The sequence below is a fragment of the Streptomyces sp. NPDC048353 genome (genome assembly GCF_055587165.1).
In genome coordinates this window covers 38,546-60,421 of sequence record NZ_JBVJGU010000004.1, presented here as the reverse complement: position 1 = coordinate 60,421, position 21,876 = coordinate 38,546, and the positions used below count along the sequence as shown (strand labels likewise).

The following is a 21,876-nucleotide window of genomic DNA, read 5'->3' as shown; positions in this document are numbered from 1 at the left end:
CGTCGTACCGCCGTGGTCGTGGCGGCCGCCGCTTCTACTCCGCGACCGGCACGGGCTCCTTCGTCGACGCCGCGGCGGCGGCCGTGGGGGCGGCCGGGGCCGACTCGGCCGCCACGGACGCGGCCCGCTCGGCCTCGACCCGGTCCGCCGCCTTCTTGGCGCGGTTCTTGAGGACGAGCATCGAGGTGAGGCCGACCACGACGGCGAGGACCAAGCCCAGCCACGAGAAGCGCTTCAGCCACGCCTCGGCGACCACACCGACCGAGTAGACGACGGCCGTCGTGCCGCCGGCCCAGAGGATGCCGCCGAAGACGTTGGCGATGAGGAACTTCCAGTACGGCATGCGCAGGACGCCCGCGAGCGGTCCGGCGAAGATCCGCAGCAGGGCGACGAAGCGGCCGAAGAAGACCGCCCACATGCCCCACTTCTCGAAGGACCGCTCCGCGAGCGCGATGTTGCCCTCGCTGAAGTGCTTGGGGAACTTCTTCCCCAGCCAGGCCAGCAGCGGCCGGCCGCCCCGGCGTCCGATGGCGTAGCCGATCGAGTCGCCGATGATCGCGCCGGCGGTGGCGCAGGCGCCGAGGACGTACGGGTTGATGTCGCCGTGCTGCGAGGCGAGCAGGGCCGAGCTGACGAGGACGATCTCACCGGGCAGCGGAATGCCCAGGCTCTCCAGCCCGATCACCACTCCCACCAGCGCGTAGATGGCGACCGCGGGGATCGTCTCCAGCCATTCCTGGACGTGCAACGCGAGTTCCTCCCGTATCGACCGTGAACTCCGGGCTCGCCTGTCGGCCCAAGGTCGTTGGCGTGCGCGGCGTCGCGCACGCCGGGGAAGCCTACCTGCTCACCGGGAACGGACGGTGACGTCGGCGGAGAGCCTGGGTGCCCGCGAGGAGGAGCCCACGCGGACCGTGCGCCGCCCGGTGCCGAGGACCCAGTCGTGCCGTGCCACGTCCCAGGAGGACAGGGTCCGGGCGCTGACGGCACGGTCACCCGCCGTCGCTCCCCGGGCTCGAGGTCGATCCGGAGATAGCCGGCGAGGCATTGACGGGGCTGGTCCACGCCCAGCGCCGCGAGGTCGGGCGAGGGGCCGAGATAGACCTGCGCGACCTCCGTGCCGGCCCGGTCGCCCGTGTTGCGGACGGTGAAGGAGACCGAGAGCCCGGCCTCGGCGGACGCGCCCCCCGCCGTGGCGGGCGAGGCGTTCGGAGACGTGTCCGGTACGGGTGGGGAGGCGGGCGCCGGTGTGACCACCAGGCGCCCGTAGACGAAGGTCGTGTACGAGAGGCCGTGCCCGAAGGGGAAGAGCGGCTCCACGCCCTCGGCGTCGTACCAGCGGTGTCCGACGTGGATGCCCTCGGAGTACTCCACGGCTCCGCCCTCCCCGGGATAGCGGCGCGGGTCGCCCGCCGTGGGGTGGCGGTCCTCGGCGGCCGGGAAGGTCTGGGTGAGGCGGCCGCCGGGCTCGGCGTCGCCGAACAGGACCGCGGTCGTGGCGGCCGCGCCCTCCTGCCCGGGGTAGTACATCTGCAGGACGGCGGCGGTCCGGTCGAGCCACGGCATGGTGACCGCCGACGAGGTGTTCAGGACGACGGTCGTCCGGGGGTTGGCGGCGGTCACGGCCTCGATGAGGGCCTCCTGCCGGCCCGGGAGCGCGAGGCGCGACCGGTCCCGGCCCTCGGTGGCCTCCTCGAAGGCGAAGAGCACCACGCTCTCGGCGGCCGAGGCCGCCCGCGCCGCCTCCGCCATGTCCGCCGCGCGTCCGGCCGTCGTCTTCGCGCGGAGCCGGAACGCCTGTCCCTGCGCGCCGCCCTGCGCCGTGACCGTGAGGCGGTGGGGGCCGGCGGTGAGCGTGCGGGCGGTGCGGCGGACGAGGAGGCCGTCGGGGGCGCGGCCCGCGATGCCGCCGGCGTAGACCTGCCCGGGGCCGGGCGCCGCGGGGAAGAGCTCGACTCCGTCGAGGGTCACGGACGGCCGTGCTCCGCCGTGGTGGACGAGGAAGGTCCACTCGTCGGGGTCCGTGACCGTGAGCGTGCCCTCGTAGGTCCAGGTCGCGCCGGGGGCGACCGTGACCCCGTCCAGGTCGGTCGCCGGTTCTAGGGCCGGCAGGGCCGTGCCGAACACGTCCTCGCCGAGGGTGTACGTGACCGTGGCGTCGTCGCCCGCCCGCTCCCGGAGGGCGTCGAGCGGGCTGCTGGCCGCGTCGGGGACGACGTGGGCGCTGCCGCCGCCGCTGACGAACGGGACGGCTCCGGTCGGACCGATGACGGCGATCGACCGGGCGGCGGCGCCGGTCAGCGGCAGGGCGCCCCGCTCGTTGCGGAGGAGGGTCGCCCCGGCCGTGGCGACCCGCAGCGCGAACGCGGAGCCCGCCGCGGCGTCCCGCCGGGGCCTCGCCCGCTCCGGCGCCGGGAGGGGGGAAGCGGCGACTCCGGCACCCGCGGCCCCGGCCGCGTCAGCGGCCCCGGCCGTACCCGTCGGCCCGTCTGGTGTCCCGGCCGTCGTCCCGTCCGTCGTCGCCCCGCCGAGCAGCCCGTACCGCTCCCGTACGGTCAGCTGCCGCCGTACCGCCCTGTCGACGTCGGCCTCGGCGACCCGGCCCTCGCGTACGGCGGTGCGCAGGGGCGTGCCGAAGTGGCGGCCGCCGGGCATCTCCATGTCGAGGCCCGCGGTGAGGGCGGGGCCCGTGGAGTGGACGGCGCCCCAGTCGCTCATCACCCAGCCGTCGAAGCCCCAGCGGTCGCGCAGGATGTCGGTGAGCAGCGTCCGGCTCTCGGTGGCGTGGAAGCCGTCGACCTTGTTGTACGCGGCCATCACGGCGCCGGCCCCGGCGGCGACGGCGGCCTCGAAGGCGCGCAGCTCGGTCTCGTGGAGGGTCTGCTCCCCGGCCCGGACGTCGACGGTCATCCGGTCCTTCTCCTGGTTGTTCAGGGCGAGATGCTTCACGGTGGCGACCATCCCCTCGGCCTGGATGCCCCGGATCTGCTCGGCGGCCAGGTCGGCGGTGAGGAGGGGATCCTCGGAGAAGGTCTCGAAGTTCCGCCCGGCGTACGGCGTGCGGATGAGGTTGACCATCGGGGAGAGCATCACGTCCTGGCCGAGGGCGCGGCCCTCGCGGCCGAGGACCCGGCCGTAGTCGCGGGCGAGGCCGGGGTCGAAGGCGGCGGCGAGCATGACGGGCGCGGGCAGCGCGGTGGCGGTGCGGCGGACCCGGACCCCGGCGGGGCCGTCGGCGAGCCGCAGCGCCGGGATGCCGAGGCGGGGGACGCCGGGGACGTAACCGGCCTGGCCGAGGTTCTCGGGGTCGCTCGCGCCGTGCAGCAGGGAGATCTTCTCGTCGAAGGTGAGCCGGGCGAGCAGGTCCGCGACGCGGTCGGGGACCGGCTCGGGGGCCGCGCCGTCGGTCGGGTCGCCGCCCGGACCGGAGGGCCGGCGCGCGGGGGCGGCCGCGGCGGCGGTCGCCCCGGTGACGGCCGCGAGGGCGGCGGCGCCGCCGAGCAGGAGCAGCAGCCCGCGCCGCGGCAGCGCCCGCTCCTGCGTCCGTGCCGCACCGGTCGCACGGGCCCCGTCCCCTGCCCGAGACGAGGCCGGAAGCGCAGACGGAGGGGAAGGCGAGGGGGAGGTCGCGGGAGCGGACGGCAGCGGACGGGGCGGGACGTCGGACAAGGTGGCTGCTCCTTCGCGGGCGCGGATGCCGTGTGGCTGTCCTGCGCACTATGCGTGACGGCCCGTCGGTTTCCGGGGCAGTGCCCCGAGACACGGCCGCCCCCGCACCCGAAGAGGTGCGGGGGCGTCCGTGACGACCCACGGGAGGCCGGGCGGAGCCGGACGCCGACGGCGGGACGGAGCCAGACGCCGACGGCGGGCGGGAAGCCGGGCGCCCGTGACGGGACGGAGACCGGACGCCGGTACGGCGCACGCGCGCGGCGCCCACGGACGCATGCTCGCGCAGGTCGGAGCCGACCCCGCCCGTGTTGCACGCTCGCGGCGCACGCGGACGCACGTCGCAAGCGCCGGTAGCCGCCCGAGCCCCCGTGCGGTGTCAGGAGTTCGGGCGCAGGGTCCAGACGACGGTCATCTCGCCGGTCACGGCGCCGTCCTCGCGGGTGATGGCGATCCGGACGGGGAACTCGGGGCGCTCGCCGGCGTCCAGCTCGGCGACGACCTCGGCGGCCGGGCGGCCCAAGGTCGCCGTGGCGGTGACGACGCCCATGGCGAGCTTCTTGTAGCCGATCTCCGCCTTGACGGCGAGCGGCACCGCGCGGCTCAGCTGGTCGCCGAAGGCGGCGAGGACGATGGCCCCGCTGGCGGACTCGGCCAGCGTGAACATCGCTCCGGCGTGCGGGCCGCCGACGTGGTTGTGGTAGTCGGCCTGGTCCGGCATGCGGACGACGGCGCGCTCGGAAGTGGTCTCCAGGAACTCGAGGTTGAGGGTCCTGGCCATGGGAACCGTGGCGGCGAGCATCTCGCCGACGGACATCTGGTCTGCGCTCATGCACGAATGTTACCCGCGAGTAGCCACGATGACCATCCCCGTCCCCGCAGGCCCGGGCGGAGAGCGGGCGCGGGTCAGGACGGGGGCGGGCGTAGCCGCGTCCCCGCCGCACCTCTATGGTTACTGGCCATGTGGCCAGGACAGCAGCCGCCCGGGGGCGAGCAGAACCCGCAGGACCAGAACCAGAACCCGTACCAGCAGCCGCCGACGCAGCCGCAGCCGGGTTACCCGCAGCAGCCGAACCCGTATCAGCAGCCCACGCAGCCGCAGCCGGGATACCCGCAGCAGCCGCCGACGCAGCCGCAGGGTCAGCCCGGGTACCCGCAGCAGCCGCCTCAGGGCTATCCCCAGCAGCCGGGGCAGCCCGGACACCCGCAGCCGAACCCGTACCAGCAGCCGACCGTGGCGCAGTACGGCATGCCGGGTCCCGTGCAGCCGGGCGGTGGTCCGGACGGCGGCAAGAAGAAGCAGACGACGCTGATCGCGATCGTGGCGGCGACCGCCGTGGTCGTGGCCGCGGGAGTCACCGGCTTCCTCGTCATCGGCGGGGACGACGACAAGAACTCCGTCGCGGACGACCCCAAGCCGTCCACGTCGGCCTCCCAGCCCCCCTCACCGTCCTCCTCCGCCCTCGACAACCCGCGGGACGACGCCGAACTCCAGCCGACGATCCCGGGCTGGAAGGTCGTCCACAACCCCAAGTACGGCACGCTGTTCGACGTGCCGCCCGAGTGGGAGCTGCTGAAGCCCGGCTCGGTCACGTTCTTCGAGGACGAGAAGAAGAACGACGGCAGCCCCGTCGTCACGATGTCGGCGCCCGCCCGGTACAAGAGCAAGTGGTGCACGTTCGACGAGGACAAGAACGGCACCGACGAGAGCTGGGGCCTGAGCAGCGTGGGCACCAAGGGCGGTCAGGGCGCCAAGAACACCGACGAGGCCGCGTTCAACGAGGCCGGCAACTGGGTGTGGGCCGGGTACGCGCAGCACATGCCCAAGGGCACCATCAAGATCACCAAGTCCGTGCCGTACACCACCAAGTCCGGCCTCAAGGGCAGCATGTCGACGGCGGTCGCGCCCGGGATCAAGAAGCGGAACAAGTGCGAGGCGGACGGGAAGTCCATCGCGTTCTCCTTCAAGAACGCGCAGGGCGACTTCTCCTCGTGGGTGCTCTACGGCGCGGACAACGTCAAGGACGAACTGTCGGACGCCGTGATCCGGCAGATCCTCTCCACCGTGCGGCTGGCACCGGCGACCTCCTGACCGGTAAATCGCTTGGTCCGAGGGGGCGGCGGCGGGGATAGTCCCACAGTGAGCTCTCCCGCCGCCCCACCCCCCTCCCCTCCGGTCGTCCCGCCGCCGCCTCCCGCTCCCTCGTCCCGGTGGCGCTCGCGCCGCCCCGAGTGGGCGGGGCGCAACTATCTGCTGCTGACCGCCGCCGCGATCATCACCAACCTCGGTACGCACGGGGCGCTGATCGCGGCGGCGTTCGCCGTCCTCCACTCCGGTGGCGACGCCGGCGACGTGGGCCTCGTGGCGGCGGCCCGTACGCTGCCGCTCGTCCTCTTCCTGCTGATCGGCGGCGCCCTGGCCGACCGCCTCCCCCGCCACCGCGTGATGGTGGCGGCCAACGCCCTCAACTGCGTCTCGCAGGGCGCGTTCGCGGTCCTCGTCCTGACCGGCGACCCGCAGCTGTGGCAGATGATGGCCCTGACCGCGCTGTGCGGCACGGGCCAGGCCTTCTTCAGTCCTGCCGCCGAGGGCATGCTGATGTCCAGCGTCAGCGGCGAACAGGTCAGCCGGGCCTTCGCGCTCTTCCGGATGGGCATGCACGGCGCCGGGATCGGCGGAGCCGCGCTGGGCGGCGCGATGATCGCCGCCGTCGGCCCGGGATGGGTGCTCGCCATCGACGCGGCGGCCTTCGCCGTCGCCGGGGCGCTGCGCGCCTTCCTCGACGTCGGTCACATCGCCGCCCGGCAGCCGGGCGGCGGTCTCCTCTCCGATCTGCGGGAGGGCTGGCGGGAGTTCGTCGGGCGCCCGTGGCTCTGGTCGATCGTCGCGCAGTTCTCCATCGTGGTGGCGCTGATCGGCGCGACCGAGTCCGTGTACGGGCCGCTGGTCGCCCGGGACCATCTGGGCGGGGCCCGGCCCTGGGGGCTGGCACTGGCCGCTTTCGGCGCGGGGATGCTGTGCGGCGCGCTGCTGATGATGCGGTGGAAACCGCGGCGGATGCTGCTCGTGGGGACGCTGGGGGTGTTCCCGATCGCGCTGCCCTCGGCGGCGCTCGCGGTGCCTCTGGACGTCGTCGGGGTCTCCGTCGCCATGTTCGTCAGCGGAGCGGCGATCGAGGTGTTCGGCGTGGCCTGGATGACGACGCTGCACCAGGAGATCCCGGAGGAGAAGCTGTCGCGGGTCTCGGCGTACGACTATTTCGGCTCGACGGCGATGCTGCCGCTGTCGACGGCGCTCGCGGGCCCCGCGGAGAACGTCTTCGGGCGCGGGTCGGCGCTGTGGGGTTCGGCGGCGCTGATCGTGGTGGTGACGGGGCTGGTGCTGCTGGTCCCGGACGTACGGAACCTGACGCGGCGTACGAAGCGGGTGACGGGCCTTGACGAGGGCGCCGTCCCCCGCGCGGCCCCCGCCGCGCCTGCGCGGCCGTAGGGCGCCCGACGCCCTCGCCGGGGCGTGTCACCCGATGCTGAAAGACCCGTCCGGCGGTACCGGAGAGGGCACGGCGTCCTCGTCGTGGACGGGCCGGGCGTCGCCGGTGAAGCGGGCGAGCGAGGCGCCGTACTCCACCCGCGCCGGGAACGCGTCGGCGGCCGCGCGGCGGGCCAGGCGGGCCGTGTCGATCTCCGCGTCGGAGGCGACGAGAACGGCGTTGCCGAAGCGGCGTCCGCGCAGGACGGCGGGTTCGGCGATCAGCGCGAGTTCGGGGAAGACGGCGGCGAACGTGGCGAGTTGGGAGCGGAGAAAGGCGAAGGGGGTGCCGTCGGCGAGGTTGGCGGCATAGAGCCCGCCGGGCCGCAGGACGCGCCGGGCGGACCGCGCGTACTCGACCGAGGTCAGATGCGCGGGCACCCGCGAGCCGCCGAACACGTCGGCGACCAGCACGTCCACCGCCCCCTCCGGCGCCTCCTCCAGCCAGGCACGGGCGTCCGCCGCGTGCACGGCGACCCCCGAACCCTCCGGCAGCGGAAGCCGCTCCCCGACCAGGGCCAGCAACCCCCGGTCGGCCTCGATCACCTCCTGCCGCGAACCGGGCCGGGTGGCGGCGACGTAACGCGGCAGGGTGAGCGCCCCACCCCCCAGGTGCAGGACATCGAGGGGCTCGCCCTCGTCGGCGGCGCTGTCGAGGACGTGGGCGAGCCGGCGCGTGTACTCGAACTCCAGATACGCCGGCTCATCCAGGTCGACGTACGACTGGGGCGCCCCGTCGACGGTCAGCAGCCACGCCCGCGCCCGGTCGACGTCGGGCATGAGCCGGGCGACACCCTGATCGACATCCCGCACGACGGGGATCTGCTCGTTCGCGCTCTCGTTCACCTCCCCATTGTGCCGAGCGGGGCGGGGGGCGGTCCCCCCACCCCGCTCGCCCCGGCCGGCGGGCCGGCGGCCGTCACCCCACGGACGTGACCGTCCCGGCGCCGACCGTGCGGCCGCCCTCGCGGATCGCGAAACCGAGGCCCGGCTCCAGCGGTACGTCGCGGCCGAGTTCGACGGCCATGGTGACCGTGTCGCCGGGGCGCGCGAGGGCGGTGACGCCGAGGTCGACGTCGCCGACCACGTCCGCCGTGCGGATGTAGAACTGCGGCCGGTAGCCGGTGGAGACCGGCGTCGTGCGGCCGCCTTCCTTCGCCGACAGGACGTACACCTGGGCGGTGAACCGGCGGCGCGGCACCACACTGCCCGGCGCCGCCACCACGTGGCCGCGTCGGACGGCGTCCCGTGGGACCCCGCGCAGCAGCAGCGCCACGTTGTCCCCCGCCTCCGCCGACTCCATGGGCTTGCCGAAGGTCTCCACCCCGGTGACGACCGTCTCGGTGTCCGCGCCGAGGACCTCGACGCGGTCGCCGACGCGGATCGTGCCCCGCTCGACCGCCCCCGTGACCACGGTGCCGCGCCCCGTGATGGTGAGGACGTTCTCGACGGACATCAGGAACGGCGCCTCCACATAGCGCACGGGCATGGGCACGTACGTGTCCACCGCGTCGAGGAGCGCCTCGATCGCCCCGGTCCAGCGCGGGTCGCCCTCCAGGGCCCGGAGGCCGGAGACGCGTACGACCGGGACGGAGTCGCCGCCGTAACCGTGCGCGGTCAGCAGCTCCCGTACCTCCAGCTCGACCAGGTCCGTCAGCTCGTCGTCGCCCGCGTCGGCCTTGTTGAGGGCCACCACGATGTGGTCGACGCCGACCTGACGGGCCAGCAGGACGTGCTCGGCGGTCTGCGGCATGATCCCGTCGAGCGCCGACACGACGAGGATCGCCCCGTCGAGCTGGGCCGCGCCGGTGACCATGTTCTTGACGTAGTCGGCATGGCCCGGCATGTCGACATGGGCGTAGTGGCGGGTGTCGGTCTCGTACTCGACGTGCGCGATGTTGATGGTGATGCCGCGCTGCGCCTCCTCGGGCGCGCGGTCGATCCGGTCGAAGGAGACGTAGGACGTCGGGCTGTCGGTGCCGCGCTCGCTGAGGACCTTGGTGATGGCGGCGGTCAGGGTGGTCTTGCCGTGGTCGACGTGGCCCATGGTGCCGATGTTGAGGTGCGGCTTGGTGCGCACGTATGCCGTCTTGGGCATGGTTTCGCTCTTCCTCGAGCTCGAAGCGTGAGGGGACCCCGGGGCCGAACCGACCCTCCCCCTACGGGGTCCGCCGGACGATCCGGGGAGGGTCAGCTTCGGGCGCCGTCGAAAGCGGCGGCGGAGTACGCGAAGGAGGCGAGGGGAGCATCGGCAGCCTTCGGCGCGGCCGCGACTGCGGGCCGTGCTGCGAGGAAGGCGTACCGGGACATGCCCACGATCATGGCGGGACGGGCCGTCGGCGTCGAACGATTTTCCCGGCCGGTACGACCGGGGGGAACCGCCCCCGTCGCCGGCGGCGAGGTCATCCAGGACGCCTGCCCGCAGCAGGCGGGTCCGCCCGTGCGAAGGGCCCGCACCACGTGGTGCGGGCCCTTCGCCACCCGGAGGCCCGCCGAGGGGGGAGTTCGGCGGAGCCCCGCATATCCAGAGCGGTCCCATGCGCTCCCCACGCGCATGCCCCCGATCCCACCGTTCACACCCCCCGATCACCGGCCCACGGCCGCCAGGACGGGGCCGACACCGGCAACCGTCAGATGTTCTTCAGGGCTTCGCGTACGGAGAGCGGCGAGAGCCGCCCCTCGTTCGCCCCGACGAAGGCCCGCACCTCCCCGGGCGCGGTCTTCGCGTACTCGCGCAGCGCCCAGCCGATCGCCTTGCGGATGAAGAAGTCCGGGTGCGAGGAACGGCGCAGGCAGTAGGCGAAGAGGCGCTCCGTGTCGGTGGCGGCCTTGAACCGGAGTTGGTGCAGGAGCGCGGTGCGCGCCACCCACAGGTCGTCGTCCTCGATCCACTCGTCCATGCGGGCCGCGAGGCCGGGGTCGGCGGCCACGAGCCCGCCCACCACATGTGCGGCGAGGTGGTCGACGGTGTCCCACCAGGAGACGGTGGTGACGAGCTGCCGGGCGACGGGCAGGAAGTCCGAGGAGCAACTCCTCACGTGGCGGCGGAGATAGTCGACCGCGAAGTAGTGGTACTCCCGCTCGGGGAGGGCGAAGCAGCGGAGGGCGACGGCCGCGCAGTCGTCCTCGCCGGGGCGCGCGAGGCCGTCCAGGACGGTGCGGGAGAGGGCGCGCCGCTCGGGGGTGCGCAGGCCGAGAAAGGGCGCGACACCCTTCATGTAGGCGATCTGCTCCTGCGCCCGGAAGGGGTTCGCGGCGGACGGGTAGACCTTCACCAGGCGGGCCAGTACGGCGTCGGCGAGAGCGCTGTCGGGCACGGCGATCGTCATGCATCTCACAGTACGGTGGATGACGGACATTACGGCGATCACATGTCCTCTTCGGTTAGTCTCCCCTGATGCCTGCCCCCGTCACCCGGCCGCCGGGCTCCCTCGCTCTCCGCTGCTCCCGGGCGCTGCTCTCGCCCCGGGCTCGGCTCTCCCTCCTCGCCGTCGTGCTGGTGTGCGCCGCGACGACGGTGGTGCTGTTCGAGCCCCAGCGGCTCCTCGCCGAGGGCTGGCCACCCCAGATGAGCGGTGCGGGGGCCGTGGTGCTGTTCGGCCTCGCGTACGGGCTCTGCACGGCGGCCTTCGTGCCCCGGCCGATCCTCAACCTGGCGGCGGGCGCGCTGTTCGGCACTCAGGCCGGGCTCGGGGCGGCCGTGGCGGGGACGGTCCTCGGGGCGGGGATCTCCTTCACGCTCGGGCGCCTGCTGGGTCAGGAGGCGCTGCGGCCGCTGGTGCGGGGCCGTTGGCTGAAGGCGGCCGACGGGCAGTTGAGCCGGCACGGGTTCCGCTCGATGCTGGCGATCCGGCTCTTCCCCGGGGTGCCGTTCGCCGCGGCCAACTACTGCGCGGCGGTCTCCCGCATGGGGTACGCGCCGTTCCTGCTCGCCACCGGGATCGGGTCGATCCCCAACACGGCGGCGTACGTGGTGGCGGGCAGCCAGGCCGGTTCCCCGACCTCGCCCGCCTTTCTGATCTCGATGGGGTTCATCGTGCTGTCCGGCCTCGCGGCGGCGGTCGTCGCCTGGCGCAAGCGGCACAGCCTCCGGGCGAAGGCGGCGGCCCCGTCGCCGGAGCGCGTCGAGGCGGAACGCCCGCTGGCCGGGGCCGGAATGGGCGCGGGCGTGCGGGGCGGTCCGGACAGGGAGCGGGGATAGCGGCGCAAATCGCCCCCGCGCCCGGTCCGGCAGCCCACCCGTGACGTCTCCTCAGAGCGCTTCGACCACCATCGCGTTGGCCAGGCCGCCCGCCTCGCACATCGCCTGCAGGCCGTACCGCGCGCCGCGTGCCCGCAGCGCGTGGACCAGGGTGGTCGTGAGACGGGTGCCGCTGGCGCCGAGGGGGTGGCCGAGTGCGATCGCGCCGCCGTGGACGTTGACCTTGTCCGGGTCGGCGCCGGTCTCCTGCTGCCAGGCGAGCACCACGCTCGCGAAGGCCTCGTTGATCTCGAAGAGGTCGATGTCGGCCAGGTCGAGGCCCGTGCGCCGCAGGACCTTCTCCGTCGCCGGGATGACGCCGGTCAGCATGAGCAGCGGGTCGGAACCGGTCACGGCGAAGCCGTGCAGCCGCGCGAGCGGCCGCAGGCCGAGGCGTTCGGCGGTCTCCGCCGCCATCACGAGCACGGCCGAGGCGCCGTCGTTGGTCGGGCTGCTGTTGCCCGCGGTCACCGACCAGTCGATCTGCGGGAAGCGTTCGGCGAAGACCGGGTCCTGGAAGGCGGGCCGCAGGCCGGCCAGGATCTCGGGCGTCGTCGAGGGGCGGACGGACTCGTCACGGCGGACGTCGCCGTAGGGGGCGACCTCGGCGTCGAAGAGCCCGGCCTCCCAGGCGCGCGCCGCCTTCGCGTGCGAGGCGGCGGCGAAGTCGTCCATCGCCTCCCGTCCGAGGGACCACTTGGCGGCGATCAGCTCCGCGCTGACGCCCTGCGGAACCAGGCCTTCGGGGTAGCGCTCGGCGACCCCGGGGCCGAAGGGATCCGCGCCCGGCGGCACGTTCGACCACATGGGGACGCGGCTCATCGACTCGACTCCGCAGGCGACGACGATGTCGTACGCCCCGGAGATCACGCCCTGCGCGGCGAAGTGCACGGCCTGCTGCGAGGAGCCGCACTGCCGGTCCACGGTGGTGGCGGGCACGGACTCGGGGAAGCCCGCCCCCAGCCATGCGTACCGGGTGGTGTTCATGGCCTGCTCGCCGACCTGGTCGACGGTGCCGCCGATGACGTCGTCGACGAGCACCGGGTCGATGCCGGCGCGGGTGATCAGCGCCTCGAGGGTGTGGGAGAGCAGGGCCACGGGGTGGACCTCGGCCAGCGCGCCGCGGGCCTTTCCCCGGCCTATGGGCGTACGGACCGCTTCGACGATGACGGCGTCGCGCATGATGACGGCTCCTCGATCACCTGGTGAGTTGGAAAATCGAACCAACACGTGTCGGTAACATAGCCCAGTCGGTTGGCTTTTCAAACCCACCCGCTGCCCTCTGCTCTAGGCTTGCCGCATGAAGGCCGCTCCCCGCCCCTGCTCGATCGCCGACGCCCTCTCCCTGGTCGGTGAGAAGTACTCCCTGCTCGTGCTGCGCGAGATCTCGCTCGGCGTGCGCCGCTTCGACCGGATCGCCCGCAACACGGGTGCACCGCGGGACATCCTCACCGCGCGGCTGAAGCGTCTGGTGGAGGCGGGGATCCTGGAGAAGGTGCCGTACAGCGAGCGGCCCCGGCGCTTCGAGTACCGGGCGACGCCGGCCGGTGAGGAGCTGGGGCCCGTGCTGCTGACGCTGATGGCCTGGGGCGACCGGCATGTGAACAAGGACGACCGGCCGGTGCTCCTCGAGCACAGCTGCGGCGAGATCCTCAGTCCGCGGGTCGTGTGCGCCTGCTGCGGCGGCGAGGCGGACGCCACGAACCTCACGACGCACGTCCGCGCGCCCGGCTGGACGGCGGCGGGCCCCACCCCGGCCCCCGCGCCGGCCCCCGCGCCGGCCCCCGCCGCGACCGCCGAACCGGGCCCCGCCCCTTCGAACGGCCCCGTGCGGAGCCCCTCGGAGACCTGAGAACGGTCCCGTCATCTCGGGACGGTACGCTGCGCAGCGACCGGCGGTCGATCTCCGATCCGACCGCGGCGGCCTCGGGGGGTGACGCTCGCGCGGCCGCATCCTGGTCTCCATCCGACCGCACGAGCATTCCGGGACGGCCCTAGCCCCATGAGTTGGTTCGAATCATTCATCCTCGGACTCGTCCAGGGGCTGACGGAGTTCCTTCCCATCTCCTCCAGCGCGCACCTCCGCCTCACGGCGGCCTTCGCGGGGTGGCACGACCCGGGCGCGGCCTTCACCGCGATCACCCAGATCGGCACGGAGACCGCCGTGCTGATCTATTTCCGCAAGGACATCGCGCGGATCGTGTCGGCGTGGTTCCGCTCGCTGCGCGACAAGTCGATGCGCGGCGACCACGACGCCCAGATGGGCTGGCTGGTCATCATCGGCTCGATCCCGATCGGCGTGCTCGGTGTGACCTTCAAGGACCAGATCGAGGGCCCCTTCCGCGATCTGCGGCTCATCGCCACCACGCTCATCGTCATGGGCATCGTCCTCGGCATCGCGGACCGGCTGGCCGCGCGGGACGAGGCCGGCGGCCGCCACCGGGTGGTCCGCGAGCGCAAGACGCTCAAGGACCTCGGCGTACGCGACGGTCTGATCTACGGCTTCTGCCAGGCGATGGCCCTGATCCCGGGCGTCTCCCGGTCCGGCGCGACGATCTCCGGCGGTCTGCTCATGGGCTACACCCGCGAGGCGGCGGCCCGTTACTCGTTCCTGCTCGCCATCCCGGCCGTCCTCGCCTCGGGCGCCTTCGAGCTGAAGGACGCCGGCGAGGGGCACGTCTCCTGGGGCCCGACGATCTTCGCGACGATCATCGCCTTCGCCGTCGGCTACGCCGTCATCGCGTGGTTCATGAAGTTCATCACGACGAAGAGCTTCATGCCGTTCGTGATCTACCGGATCCTGCTCGGCATCCTGCTCTTCATCCTCGTCGGCACGGACGTCCTCAGCCCCCACGCGGGCGAGTCCGCCGGCTGACCGACCCCTCCCACCCCGGGGCGCGTTCCGGAAGTCCCGGCCGTTCGGCGGCCGGTCCGTCCGGGCGGGAGCCGGGCTGCGCGCCGGGCGGTGGAGGGGCGCCGGACTCGGGGTTTCCGGCGACTCTGCTCGGGTGCGCCCCACCCGAACGGACCCGACGATCCTCCCGCGCCTCGCGGGCGTCGGCGAGGGTGTACGAAGGGCCGTTCGACGCGTCCCGTTCGCACCCCGTGCGAAGAGAACACTCCTCGCCGCCGAGCGGTCCCCGGGCGGACGCCGCACCCTGGAACCATGGCCTGGCACCCACCCATCGTCGTGCACCGCCCCTCCCCCGGCGGCGGCCGGCGCGTCACCGTGCGCGGCCAGATCGTCGGCCTGGCGCACAACGACACCGATCTCGTCGAGTTCCTGCGCCGCGCGGGACTCGAGGACGCCGACATGATCCTGGACGACCCCCAGCTGGTGGAGTGGCGCGGCGGCCGCCCGCACCGCTGGGAAGCCGCGTAGAGCGGGTCCTCGAACGTTCCGCCTGGCCGCAGGACGACGGTCGAGTCGCCGATCCGCAGCGTGCGGTGCGGCTCGCACTCCGGGGCCACCGGCGCCTCGGCCACCGGGGGCGGCTTGACCATCGGGACAGCATCGCCGGGATCCGGCCGCTCTGACGCACGGCTCTTGGCCCCGGGCCCCGGCTGCCCGACACTGAGCCGATGACGCAGCGCGTGGATCTCGCGACCGTGATGGACCGGATGGCCATCGACGACCTCGTCACCGGGTATGCGGTGGCCGTGGACGATTCCGACTGGGCGGGGTACCGGGCGCTGTTCACCGCCGAGGGACGCGCCGACTACCGGGGCTCCGGCGGCATCGAGGGCCCCGCCGCCGAGGTGGCCGACTGGCTCGCGGAGACGATGCGGCTCTTTCCGGTACGCCAGCACCTCATCGTGAACCGGCGCGTCCAGATCCAGGACCTCGGCGGCTATCCCGGCGACAGCGCGGAGGTGCGCGCCGACTTCGTGAACCCGATGCGGTTCGAGTCCGGCGAGGACTTCGTGTGCGGCGGGCGCTACACCTTCGCCCTGCGGCGTACGGACTCCGGCTGGCGGCTGCGGTCGGTGACCGTGGACGAGAAATGGCGCCGGTTGTAGCCGCCACGCGCACACTGGAGGCGTCACCCCGACGGCGTGGGACTGGAGGCGCGGAATGCGGTTTCCGTACGGCCGACGCGGCCGCCGCCGTGCTCCGGGCCCAGGCACCGGCCCCGACCGGGACCCGGACGGGACCCCCGACGAAGACCCGGACGGCACCCCCGAGCAGAGCCGGGGGAAGCCCGGACCGAACCCCGCTGTCGGCGCGGGCCTCGACCGGTACGCCCCCGGCCGGGGCCGGGCCCTCCTCCCCGCCCCCCGCTCCTCCGCCGCCCGCGCGGCCCTCGCGGTGCTCTTCGGGGCCGTGCCCGCGCTCGCCTTCCCCGCCCCCGGGCTCTGGTGGCTCGCCTACGTCGCCCTCGTCCCCTGGATGCTGCTGCTCCGTACGGCTCCGACCGCGCGCCGGGCGGCCGTCGAGGGCTGGCTGGGCGGCATCGGGTTCATGCTGGCCCTCCACCACTGGCTGCTCCCGAGCCTGCACGCCTTCCTGCTCCTCCTCGCGGCCCTGCTCGCGCTCCTGTGGGTGCCCTGGGGCTGGCTGGTGCGGGCGATGCTCGGGGACGGCCCGTCCGGTCCGCGCGCCGTCGCCTCCCTGCTCGCCCTGCCCTCCGGCTGGCTGCTCGTCGAACTCATACGGTCCTGGGAGGGCCTGGGCGGCCCCTGGGGCCTGCTCGGGGCCAGCCAGTGGCAGGTTCCCCCCGCCCTTCGGCTCGCCTCGGTCGGTGGCATATGGCTGGTGAGCCTCCTGGTGGTGGCCGTCAACACGGCCGTGGTCCTGCTGCTGTCGACGGCGGCCGGCCGCCGCGCGGGTGTGGTCGGGCTCGTGGTGTGCGGCCTCGCCGTGGGGTCGGTGTGGTGGGGGGCGTCGCCGCCGCGCGAGCGGGGGACGGTACGCGTCGCCGTCGTCCAGCCCGGTGTCCTCGACGGGCCGGACGGGGCCGAGCGGAGGTTCGCCCGGGGCGAGGAGCTGACGCGGGGGCTGACGGGCCGAGGCGTCGATCTGGTCGTCTGGGGCGAGAGCAGCGTCGGCGCCGACCTGGCGTCCCGTCCGGACCTCACCGCCCGGCTGACCGCGCTCGCCCGGGCCGTGGACGCGCCGATACTGGTCAACGTGGACGCCCGCCGCTCCGACCGGCCCGGCATCTACAAGAGCAGTGTGCTCGTCGGGGAGGACGGACCGACCGGTGACCGGTACGACAAGATGCGGCTGGTGCCGTTCGGCGAGTACGTCCCGGCCCGGGCGGTGCTCGGCTGGGTGACCTCGGTCGGCAAGGCGGCGGGCGAGGACCGGCGTCGGGGCGCCGCGCCGGTGGTGATGACGCTGCCGGCCGAGAACGGCCGTCCGGCCCTGCGGATCGGCCCGCTGGTGTGCTTCGAGTCGGCGTTCCCCGACATGAGCCGCCTGCTGACCCGGGAGGGCGCCGGACTCCTGATCGCGCAGTCGGCGACCTCCACCTTCCAGGACAGCTGGGCTCCCGCCCAGCACGCCTCGCTGGCGGCGTTGCGCGCCGCGGAGTCGGGCCGCCCGGTGGTGCACGCGACCCTGACGGGCGTCAGCGCGGTGTACGGCCCCGACGGGCGGCGCGTCGGCGCGCCGCTGGTCACCGACCGCAGCGCCGCCGCCGTGCACGACCTGCCGCTCTCGCGGTCCGCGACGGGTTACGTACGCCACGGCGACTGGCCGCTGTGGGGCGCCGTCGCCGTGCTCGCCGTGCTCTGTGCCGTCGAGGGCATGGGTGTGCTCAGGAGGCCTGCGTCAGGGACTCGCGCACCACGCGCTCGCACAGCTCGTGGGTCAGCAGCGCGTCCCGCGCGCTGAGCGGCGTGCCGGCCCGTACCGCGTCGAGGAAGGCGAGGACCGCCTGCTCGATGCCGCGCTGGCGGGCCACCGGGAACCAGTCGCCGCGCCGCCGGACCGACGGCTGGCCCTTGTGGTCAACGACGTCCGAGAGGTTGAGGACCTGGCGCTTGGTGTCCTGTCCCGAGACCTCCAGGATCTCCTCGGTGGAGCCGCTCATCCGGTTCATCATGCCGATGGCGGTGAAGCCGTCCCCGGAGAGCTGGAGCACGACGTGGTGCATCAGGCCGTCGCGGATCCGGGCCCGTACGTCCGTGTGCTCGACCTCGCCGGGCAGCAGGAAGCGCAGGGTGTCGACGACGTGGATGAAGTCGTCGAGCACGAGGGTGCGCGGGTCCTCGGGCAGCCCGACGCGGTTCTTCTGCAGCAGGATCAGCTCGCGCGGGTGGTCGAGGCACTGCGCGTACGAGGGGGCCATACGGCGGTTGAAGCCGACGGCCAGGCTGACGCCGGTCTTCTCGGCCAGCTCCACGATCCGTTCGGAGTCGGCGTACTCGTAGGCCAGCGGCTTGTCGACGTAGGTCGCCACCCCCGCTTCGATCAGCCGGGTGGCGATCTCGGCGTGGGCGGCGGTCGAGGCGTGGACGAAGGCGGCGTCGAGACCGGCGGAGAGGAGGGAGTCGAGATCGGTGTGACGGCGGGCGGACGGCACGTGGTAGGTGTCGCCGAGCCGGTCCAGGGTCGCCGACGTGCGGGTCTGGAGGTGGAGTTCGACTCCCGGCAGGGCCGCGAGGACCGGGAGGTAGGCCTTCTGCGCGATGTCGCCGAGTCCGATGCAGCCGATCCTCACGGGGTCTCCTTCGCCGTTCCACGCATGCCGCTGTCCGTCCGCCGGCCCCTGCCGGCCGCACGCGCCGGTCAGCTTACGCGGGGCCGCCGTGCGGTCCGGCGGGGGCCGGGGCCGGGGGCCTCCAGTCGGCGATGCCGTCGAATCCGCGCAGGACGAGTCCGGGTCCGAAGCGGGAGACCGCGGCGATGAGCGTGTCCCGGACGGCGACGGCGGGGCGGGCGGAGACCAGGGTGAGCCGGCCGGTGCGCGCGGCCTTGCGGACGATCGCCGTGGTGCGCGGCAGCCGTTCGGCGGTGTACGCGGCGAGGGCGCGGCTCGGCGGGAGGCCGGGTCGGGCGTGGTGGGCGAGGACGATGGCGTCCTCGATCGCCTGGTTGCCGCCCTGGCCGAGGGTGGGCTGCATGGCGTGCGCGGCGTCGCCGAGGAGTGCCACGCGGCCGCGGTGGAAGGCGGGCAGCGGCCGCGGCATGTGGTGGACGTCGTGGCGCAGGACCCCGTCGGCGCCGGCGGCGGCGAGGATGTCGGGGACGGGGTGGTGCCAGTCGCCGAAGAGCCGCAGGAGTTCGGCCTTCTCGCCGTCGGGGGCGTGGGCGCCGGCGGGCGCGGGGGCCATGGCGTACGCGTAGGTCCGGCCGTCCTTGAGGGGCTGGGTGCCCCAGAGCCGGCCGGCTCCCCAGGTCTCGTGCGGGGCGAACGGGCGGCCGGGGGTGGGGACGACGACGCGCCAGGTGGTGAATCCGGAGTAGGTGAGGCCGGTGTAGTCGGGGAAGAGCGCGTGGCGGACGGCCGAGTGGATGCCGTCGGCGCCGAGGACCAGTTCGGCCTCGATGTCGCCGTCGGGGGTGCGGAGGGTCGCGGGCCGGCGGTCGTCGCCGGGGTCGGCGAGGGTCGCGGCGGCCCCCGTACGGATCACCCCGTCGGGGAGGGCGGCGGCGAGGAGGTCGACGAGGGTGGCGCGGTGGAGCACGGCGAGCGGTCCGCCGAAGCGTTCGGCGGCGGCCCGGGCGCTGGTACGGGCGAGCCAGCGGCCGTTCGGGGCCCGCATGCCTCCGTCGCCCTGCCAGGCGGACAGTTCGCGGACGCGGTCGCCGAGACCGACGACGTCCAGGGCGCGCTGGGCGTTGGGGGCCAGCGCGATGCCGGCCCCGACGGGCGCGAGGGCCGCGGCGCGCTCCAGGACGGTCACGCTCCAGCCCTGACGGCGGAGGGCGACGGCGGCGGTGAGACCGCCGATACCGGCTCCCACGACGACGGCACGGTGCTGTTCCATGACGACTCCCCTCGAAAACTACATCTGTAGTGACGCCTTCACCGTACCCGACGAACTACGCCTGTAGTGAGAGGGGTGGATAGGTTGGTCCCATGACCGCACGCACCCCCGAGGCGCCCGCCGCCTCCCCCGGTCCCACCCGCGCCGACCGGATCGGCGACGCGGCGCTCGACCTGCTCGTGGAGCGGGGGATGCGCGGCCTCACCCACCGCGCCGTGGACGAGCGGGCCGGGCTGCCCCAGGGGTCGACCTCCAACCAGGCCCGCACCCGCCAGGCCCTGCTCGAGACGGCCGTACGGCGCCAGGTCGAGCGGGAGGCGGGGGTACTGGCCCCGCAGGAGATGCCCGCCCTGGCCGGCGGCGCCGACGCGCTGGTCGACGCCCTCTCCCTCGCCCTGCACCGCTATCTCACCGACCACCGGTCGCTGCTCGTCTCCCGTTACGAACTCGCCCTGGAGGCCACCCGCCGGCCCGAGCTGCGCGGCTTCTTCGACTCCGCCGGCGCCGTGTTCCACGGTCCGCTGGTCGCGATGATGGAGGGCGCCGGTTCCGCCGAGCCGGAGCGGCACGCCCTGTCCCTGATCGCCTGGTGCGAGGGGCTGATGTTCTCCTGCGCCGCCGGATCGTTCCATTCCGTCGTGCCGAGCCGCGACGAACTGCGCACCGGCTTCCGGGAACTGCTCCGCGGCATGCTCGGCCGCTGAACCGCCCCGAACCCGCTGGCGCCGGGCAGCACGCGTGGGCCACGATGCCTCGCATGACCTCTCCGGAAAGCACCGCCACCACCGCCGCCCCCACTCCCCCGGGCGCCGTCGCCCCCGCCACCGTCGCCGCCCCGCGCGCCGAGGGCGCCGAACGTGCCATGCCGTCGACCCTCGCCGGTGAGCGCGAGATGCTGGAGGGCTGGCTGGAGTTCCACCGCGCGACGCTCGCCATGAAGTGCGAGGGACTCGACGACGCGCAGCTGCGGACGGCTTCGGCCCCGCCCTCCGACCTGAGCCTCCTCGGCCTGGTACGGCACATGGCCGAGGTGGAGCGCGGCTGGTTCCGCCGCGTGCTGGCCGGCGAGGAGGCCGGCTGGATCTACACCAGGGAGGAGCGCGACAGCGACATCCACGTCACGGAGACGGACACCTGGCAGGAGGCGTACGCCACTTGGCAGGGCGAGATCGCCCGGGCCCGCACCCTGGCGGCGGCCCGCGGCCTCGACGACATCGGCACGGGCAGGCACCGCAGCGGCGAACGCTTCAACCTGCGCTGGATCTACACCCACATGATCGAGGAGTACGCCCGGCACAACGGCCACGCCGACCTGCTCCGCGAGCGGATCGACGGAGCCACCGGCGACTGATCGGGCCGGCACCGGAGGGCGGCACGGCCGCTGGTCGACGACCCCTTGTCATCGTGATCGCGGCCGTCACCCGTGTGGGGCATTCCCCGTCGGTAGGGGCGCGAAGATCGCGGTCGGGCCCGCAGAGTGGCGCGGTGCATGGAACGAGAACCACAGCGAAGGTCCTGGCCGGGGTGGCGGTCGCCGTCCTCTCCGGCTGCGTCTCGGTCGCGACGCCGCCGCCCGCCCCCGAGCCGTCGCCCGAGGCCGGCCGCTCCGCGCAGGACGTGACGCCGCAGGGCGCCGACGGGCCCCAGCTCCTCGAAGGCCCGGCCCGCGAGGCCCTGGAAGCGGCGCTCCCGGCCCCCGCGCCACGCAAGCCCCGCGCCACGGCCCCCGGTCCACGGGCGCCGCACTCCGGACCGCCCGCCTCGGAACAGGACGGCACAGGCCCCTCGTCCGCTCCGCCGCGGCGGAGCGACGCGGAGACGGGGCGGCCGCCCGCTCTGCCGGAGCCGCCCCGCTCCCTCGACGAGGTGTGCGATCTGGGCGAGCGCCTCGGGGGCTGGCGGCCGGACAGCGACGAGGCGAGGATCTGCCGGGGCGCCGCCCTGCCCTGACGGGCAGCCACCGTGGGCCGCGCACCACTCACAGGGTGCGCAGCCGTACCTCCAGGCGGTCGATCGCGGCGCGGACCCCCTGGCCGTACCCGTCGTCGTCGAGGGCTTCCGACGCGGCGCGGGCCCGGTCCAGATGGGTCCGCGCCGCGTCGGGCCGCCGCAGCTTGACGTAGTCGGCGGCCAGGTTGAGGTGGAGCGAGGGGTACAGGGCGCGCAGCGCGACCGCCGAGTCGTGCCGGGCGAGCCGTTCCTCGCCCAGCTCCTCGGCGGCCAGGAGCGCCCGCAGGTCCCAGGCCAGCTCGGTGTCCGGGTCGTCCTGCGCGTCCGCCGTGTAGTGCGCGAGGGTGCAGCGGTGCAGCGGGTCGCCGTCCGGGCCGATGCGCTGCCACAGCTCCACGAAGCGGTTGCGGGCCTCCTCGCGGTCCCCGCCGTGCAGCAGCATCAGCGCCTGCCCGATCCTGGTCATGACGCCGTCGTCCGCCACCTGCTGCTGCTCCGTCACTGCGGCCTCCACGCGCTTTCGGTCCACGTCCTTCGACGCCAACGGCTGTCC

General features: G+C 74.1%; 20 protein-coding genes and 1 pseudogene. 11 read left to right on the top strand and 10 right to left on the bottom strand.

What is annotated here, in order from left to right:
• Window positions 1–34: 34 nt before the first annotated feature.
• From ACZ6RC_RS15535 to ACZ6RC_RS15525, 3 genes are all read right to left on the bottom strand, one after another.
• Window positions 35–748 carry a DedA family protein gene (locus tag ACZ6RC_RS15535; protein WP_391138363.1) on the bottom strand — a complete coding sequence of 238 codons (714 nt, stop codon included), beginning with the start codon at window positions 746–748 and terminating at the stop codon, window positions 35–37.
• Complete coding sequence (locus tag ACZ6RC_RS15530; protein ID WP_469583006.1) at window positions 682–3,669, bottom strand: glycoside hydrolase family 3 C-terminal domain-containing protein; 2,988 nt, start codon at window positions 3,667–3,669, stop codon at window positions 682–684. Before ACZ6RC_RS15530 ends, ACZ6RC_RS15535 begins: the two co-directional genes overlap by 67 nt.
• A gap of 376 nt (window positions 3,670–4,045) precedes the next feature.
• A complete protein-coding gene (locus ACZ6RC_RS15525; protein WP_391138580.1) occupies window positions 4,046–4,483 on the bottom strand; it encodes a DUF4442 domain-containing protein in 438 nt (145 codons plus the stop codon).
• 144 nt (window positions 4,484–4,627) lie between these two features.
• Here ACZ6RC_RS15525 and ACZ6RC_RS15520 point away from each other — a divergent pair, with 144 nt between their 5' ends.
• Window positions 4,628–5,758 (top strand): DUF8017 domain-containing protein, encoded by a 1,131-nt coding sequence (locus tag ACZ6RC_RS15520; RefSeq protein WP_391138365.1) that lies wholly within the window; start codon window positions 4,628–4,630, stop codon window positions 5,756–5,758.
• Window positions 5,759–5,806: 48 nt separating this feature from the next.
• Window positions 5,807–7,156 carry an MFS transporter gene (locus ACZ6RC_RS15515; protein WP_453619453.1) on the top strand — a complete coding sequence of 450 codons (1,350 nt, stop codon included), beginning with the start codon at window positions 5,807–5,809 and terminating at the stop codon, window positions 7,154–7,156.
• 27 nt (window positions 7,157–7,183) lie between these two features.
• Here the strand turns inward: ACZ6RC_RS15515 and ACZ6RC_RS15510 are convergent, their stop codons facing one another.
• The 3 genes from ACZ6RC_RS15510 to ACZ6RC_RS15500 all read right to left on the bottom strand — a co-directional run bounded on the left by ACZ6RC_RS15510 (window position 7,184) and on the right by ACZ6RC_RS15500 (window position 10,524).
• Complete coding sequence (locus tag ACZ6RC_RS15510; RefSeq protein ID WP_391138582.1) at window positions 7,184–7,975, bottom strand: spermidine synthase; 792 nt, start codon at window positions 7,973–7,975, stop codon at window positions 7,184–7,186.
• 139 nt (window positions 7,976–8,114) lie between these two features.
• Window positions 8,115–9,293: an elongation factor Tu gene (gene tuf, locus ACZ6RC_RS15505; RefSeq protein ID WP_469583001.1), complete on the bottom strand. Its 1,179-nt coding sequence runs from the start codon at window positions 9,291–9,293 to the stop codon at window positions 8,115–8,117.
• A 532-nt stretch (window positions 9,294–9,825) separates the two neighbouring features.
• Window positions 9,826–10,524, bottom strand: a complete 699-nt coding sequence (locus tag ACZ6RC_RS15500) for a DNA alkylation repair protein (RefSeq protein ID WP_469582999.1) — start codon at window positions 10,522–10,524, stop codon at window positions 9,826–9,828.
• Between the two features lie 68 nt (window positions 10,525–10,592).
• Here ACZ6RC_RS15500 and ACZ6RC_RS15495 point away from each other — a divergent pair, with 68 nt between their 5' ends.
• Window positions 10,593–11,396, top strand: a complete 804-nt coding sequence (locus tag ACZ6RC_RS15495) for a TVP38/TMEM64 family protein (RefSeq protein ID WP_453619447.1) — start codon at window positions 10,593–10,595, stop codon at window positions 11,394–11,396.
• 51 nt (window positions 11,397–11,447) lie between these two features.
• On the opposite strand, the gene ACZ6RC_RS15490 is transcribed toward ACZ6RC_RS15495, so the two are convergent.
• A complete protein-coding gene (locus tag ACZ6RC_RS15490; RefSeq protein ID WP_469582996.1) occupies window positions 11,448–12,617 on the bottom strand; it encodes a thiolase family protein in 1,170 nt (389 codons plus the stop codon).
• A 118-nt stretch (window positions 12,618–12,735) separates the two neighbouring features.
• Between ACZ6RC_RS15490 and ACZ6RC_RS15485 the strand changes: the two are divergent.
• The 5 genes and pseudogenes from ACZ6RC_RS15485 to lnt all read left to right on the top strand — a co-directional run.
• Window positions 12,736–13,194, top strand: a pseudogene (locus ACZ6RC_RS15485) (winged helix-turn-helix transcriptional regulator); the annotation flags it as partial.
• 243 nt (window positions 13,195–13,437) lie between these two features.
• On the top strand, window positions 13,438–14,310 hold the full coding sequence (locus ACZ6RC_RS15480; protein WP_391138379.1) for an undecaprenyl-diphosphate phosphatase: 873 nt from the start codon (window positions 13,438–13,440) through the stop codon (window positions 14,308–14,310).
• Window positions 14,311–14,601: 291 nt separating this feature from the next.
• On the top strand, window positions 14,602–14,817 hold the full coding sequence (locus ACZ6RC_RS15475; protein WP_391138381.1) for a hypothetical protein: 216 nt from the start codon (window positions 14,602–14,604) through the stop codon (window positions 14,815–14,817).
• Window positions 14,818–15,017: 200 nt separating this feature from the next.
• On the top strand, window positions 15,018–15,455 hold the full coding sequence (locus ACZ6RC_RS15470; RefSeq protein WP_391138383.1) for a nuclear transport factor 2 family protein: 438 nt from the start codon (window positions 15,018–15,020) through the stop codon (window positions 15,453–15,455).
• Between the two features lie 55 nt (window positions 15,456–15,510).
• Window positions 15,511–17,274, top strand: coding sequence for an apolipoprotein N-acyltransferase (gene lnt / locus ACZ6RC_RS15465; protein ID WP_469582991.1), 1,764 nt, complete (start codon window positions 15,511–15,513; stop codon window positions 17,272–17,274).
• Here the strand turns inward: lnt and ACZ6RC_RS15460 are convergent.
• Both ACZ6RC_RS15460 and ACZ6RC_RS15455 read right to left on the bottom strand, forming a co-directional pair.
• Entirely contained in the window at window positions 17,198–18,103 is a 906-nt protein-coding gene (locus ACZ6RC_RS15460; protein ID WP_469582988.1) for a Gfo/Idh/MocA family protein, read from the bottom strand. The two genes, lnt and ACZ6RC_RS15460, sit on opposite strands and share 77 nt — an antisense overlap.
• 73 nt (window positions 18,104–18,176) lie before the next feature.
• Window positions 18,177–19,373, bottom strand: a complete 1,197-nt coding sequence (locus tag ACZ6RC_RS15455) for an FAD-dependent monooxygenase (RefSeq protein ID WP_469582984.1) — start codon at window positions 19,371–19,373, stop codon at window positions 18,177–18,179.
• Window positions 19,374–19,465: 92 nt separating this feature from the next.
• Here ACZ6RC_RS15455 and ACZ6RC_RS15450 point away from each other — a divergent pair, with 92 nt between their 5' ends.
• From ACZ6RC_RS15450 to ACZ6RC_RS15440, 3 genes are all read left to right on the top strand, one after another.
• Window positions 19,466–20,077 carry a TetR/AcrR family transcriptional regulator gene (locus ACZ6RC_RS15450; RefSeq protein WP_453619435.1) on the top strand — a complete coding sequence of 204 codons (612 nt, stop codon included), beginning with the start codon at window positions 19,466–19,468 and terminating at the stop codon, window positions 20,075–20,077.
• 158 nt (window positions 20,078–20,235) lie between these two features.
• A complete protein-coding gene (locus tag ACZ6RC_RS15445) occupies window positions 20,236–20,724 on the top strand; it encodes a DinB family protein (protein WP_453619538.1) in 489 nt (162 codons plus the stop codon).
• Between the two features lie 134 nt (window positions 20,725–20,858).
• Entirely contained in the window at window positions 20,859–21,323 is a 465-nt protein-coding gene (locus ACZ6RC_RS15440; RefSeq protein ID WP_469582981.1) for a hypothetical protein, read from the top strand.
• Between the two features lie 28 nt (window positions 21,324–21,351).
• On the opposite strand, the gene ACZ6RC_RS15435 is transcribed toward ACZ6RC_RS15440, so the two are convergent.
• Complete coding sequence (locus tag ACZ6RC_RS15435) at window positions 21,352–21,825, bottom strand: hypothetical protein (RefSeq protein WP_391138586.1); 474 nt, start codon at window positions 21,823–21,825, stop codon at window positions 21,352–21,354.
• Between the last annotated feature and the right edge of the window lie 51 nt (window positions 21,826–21,876).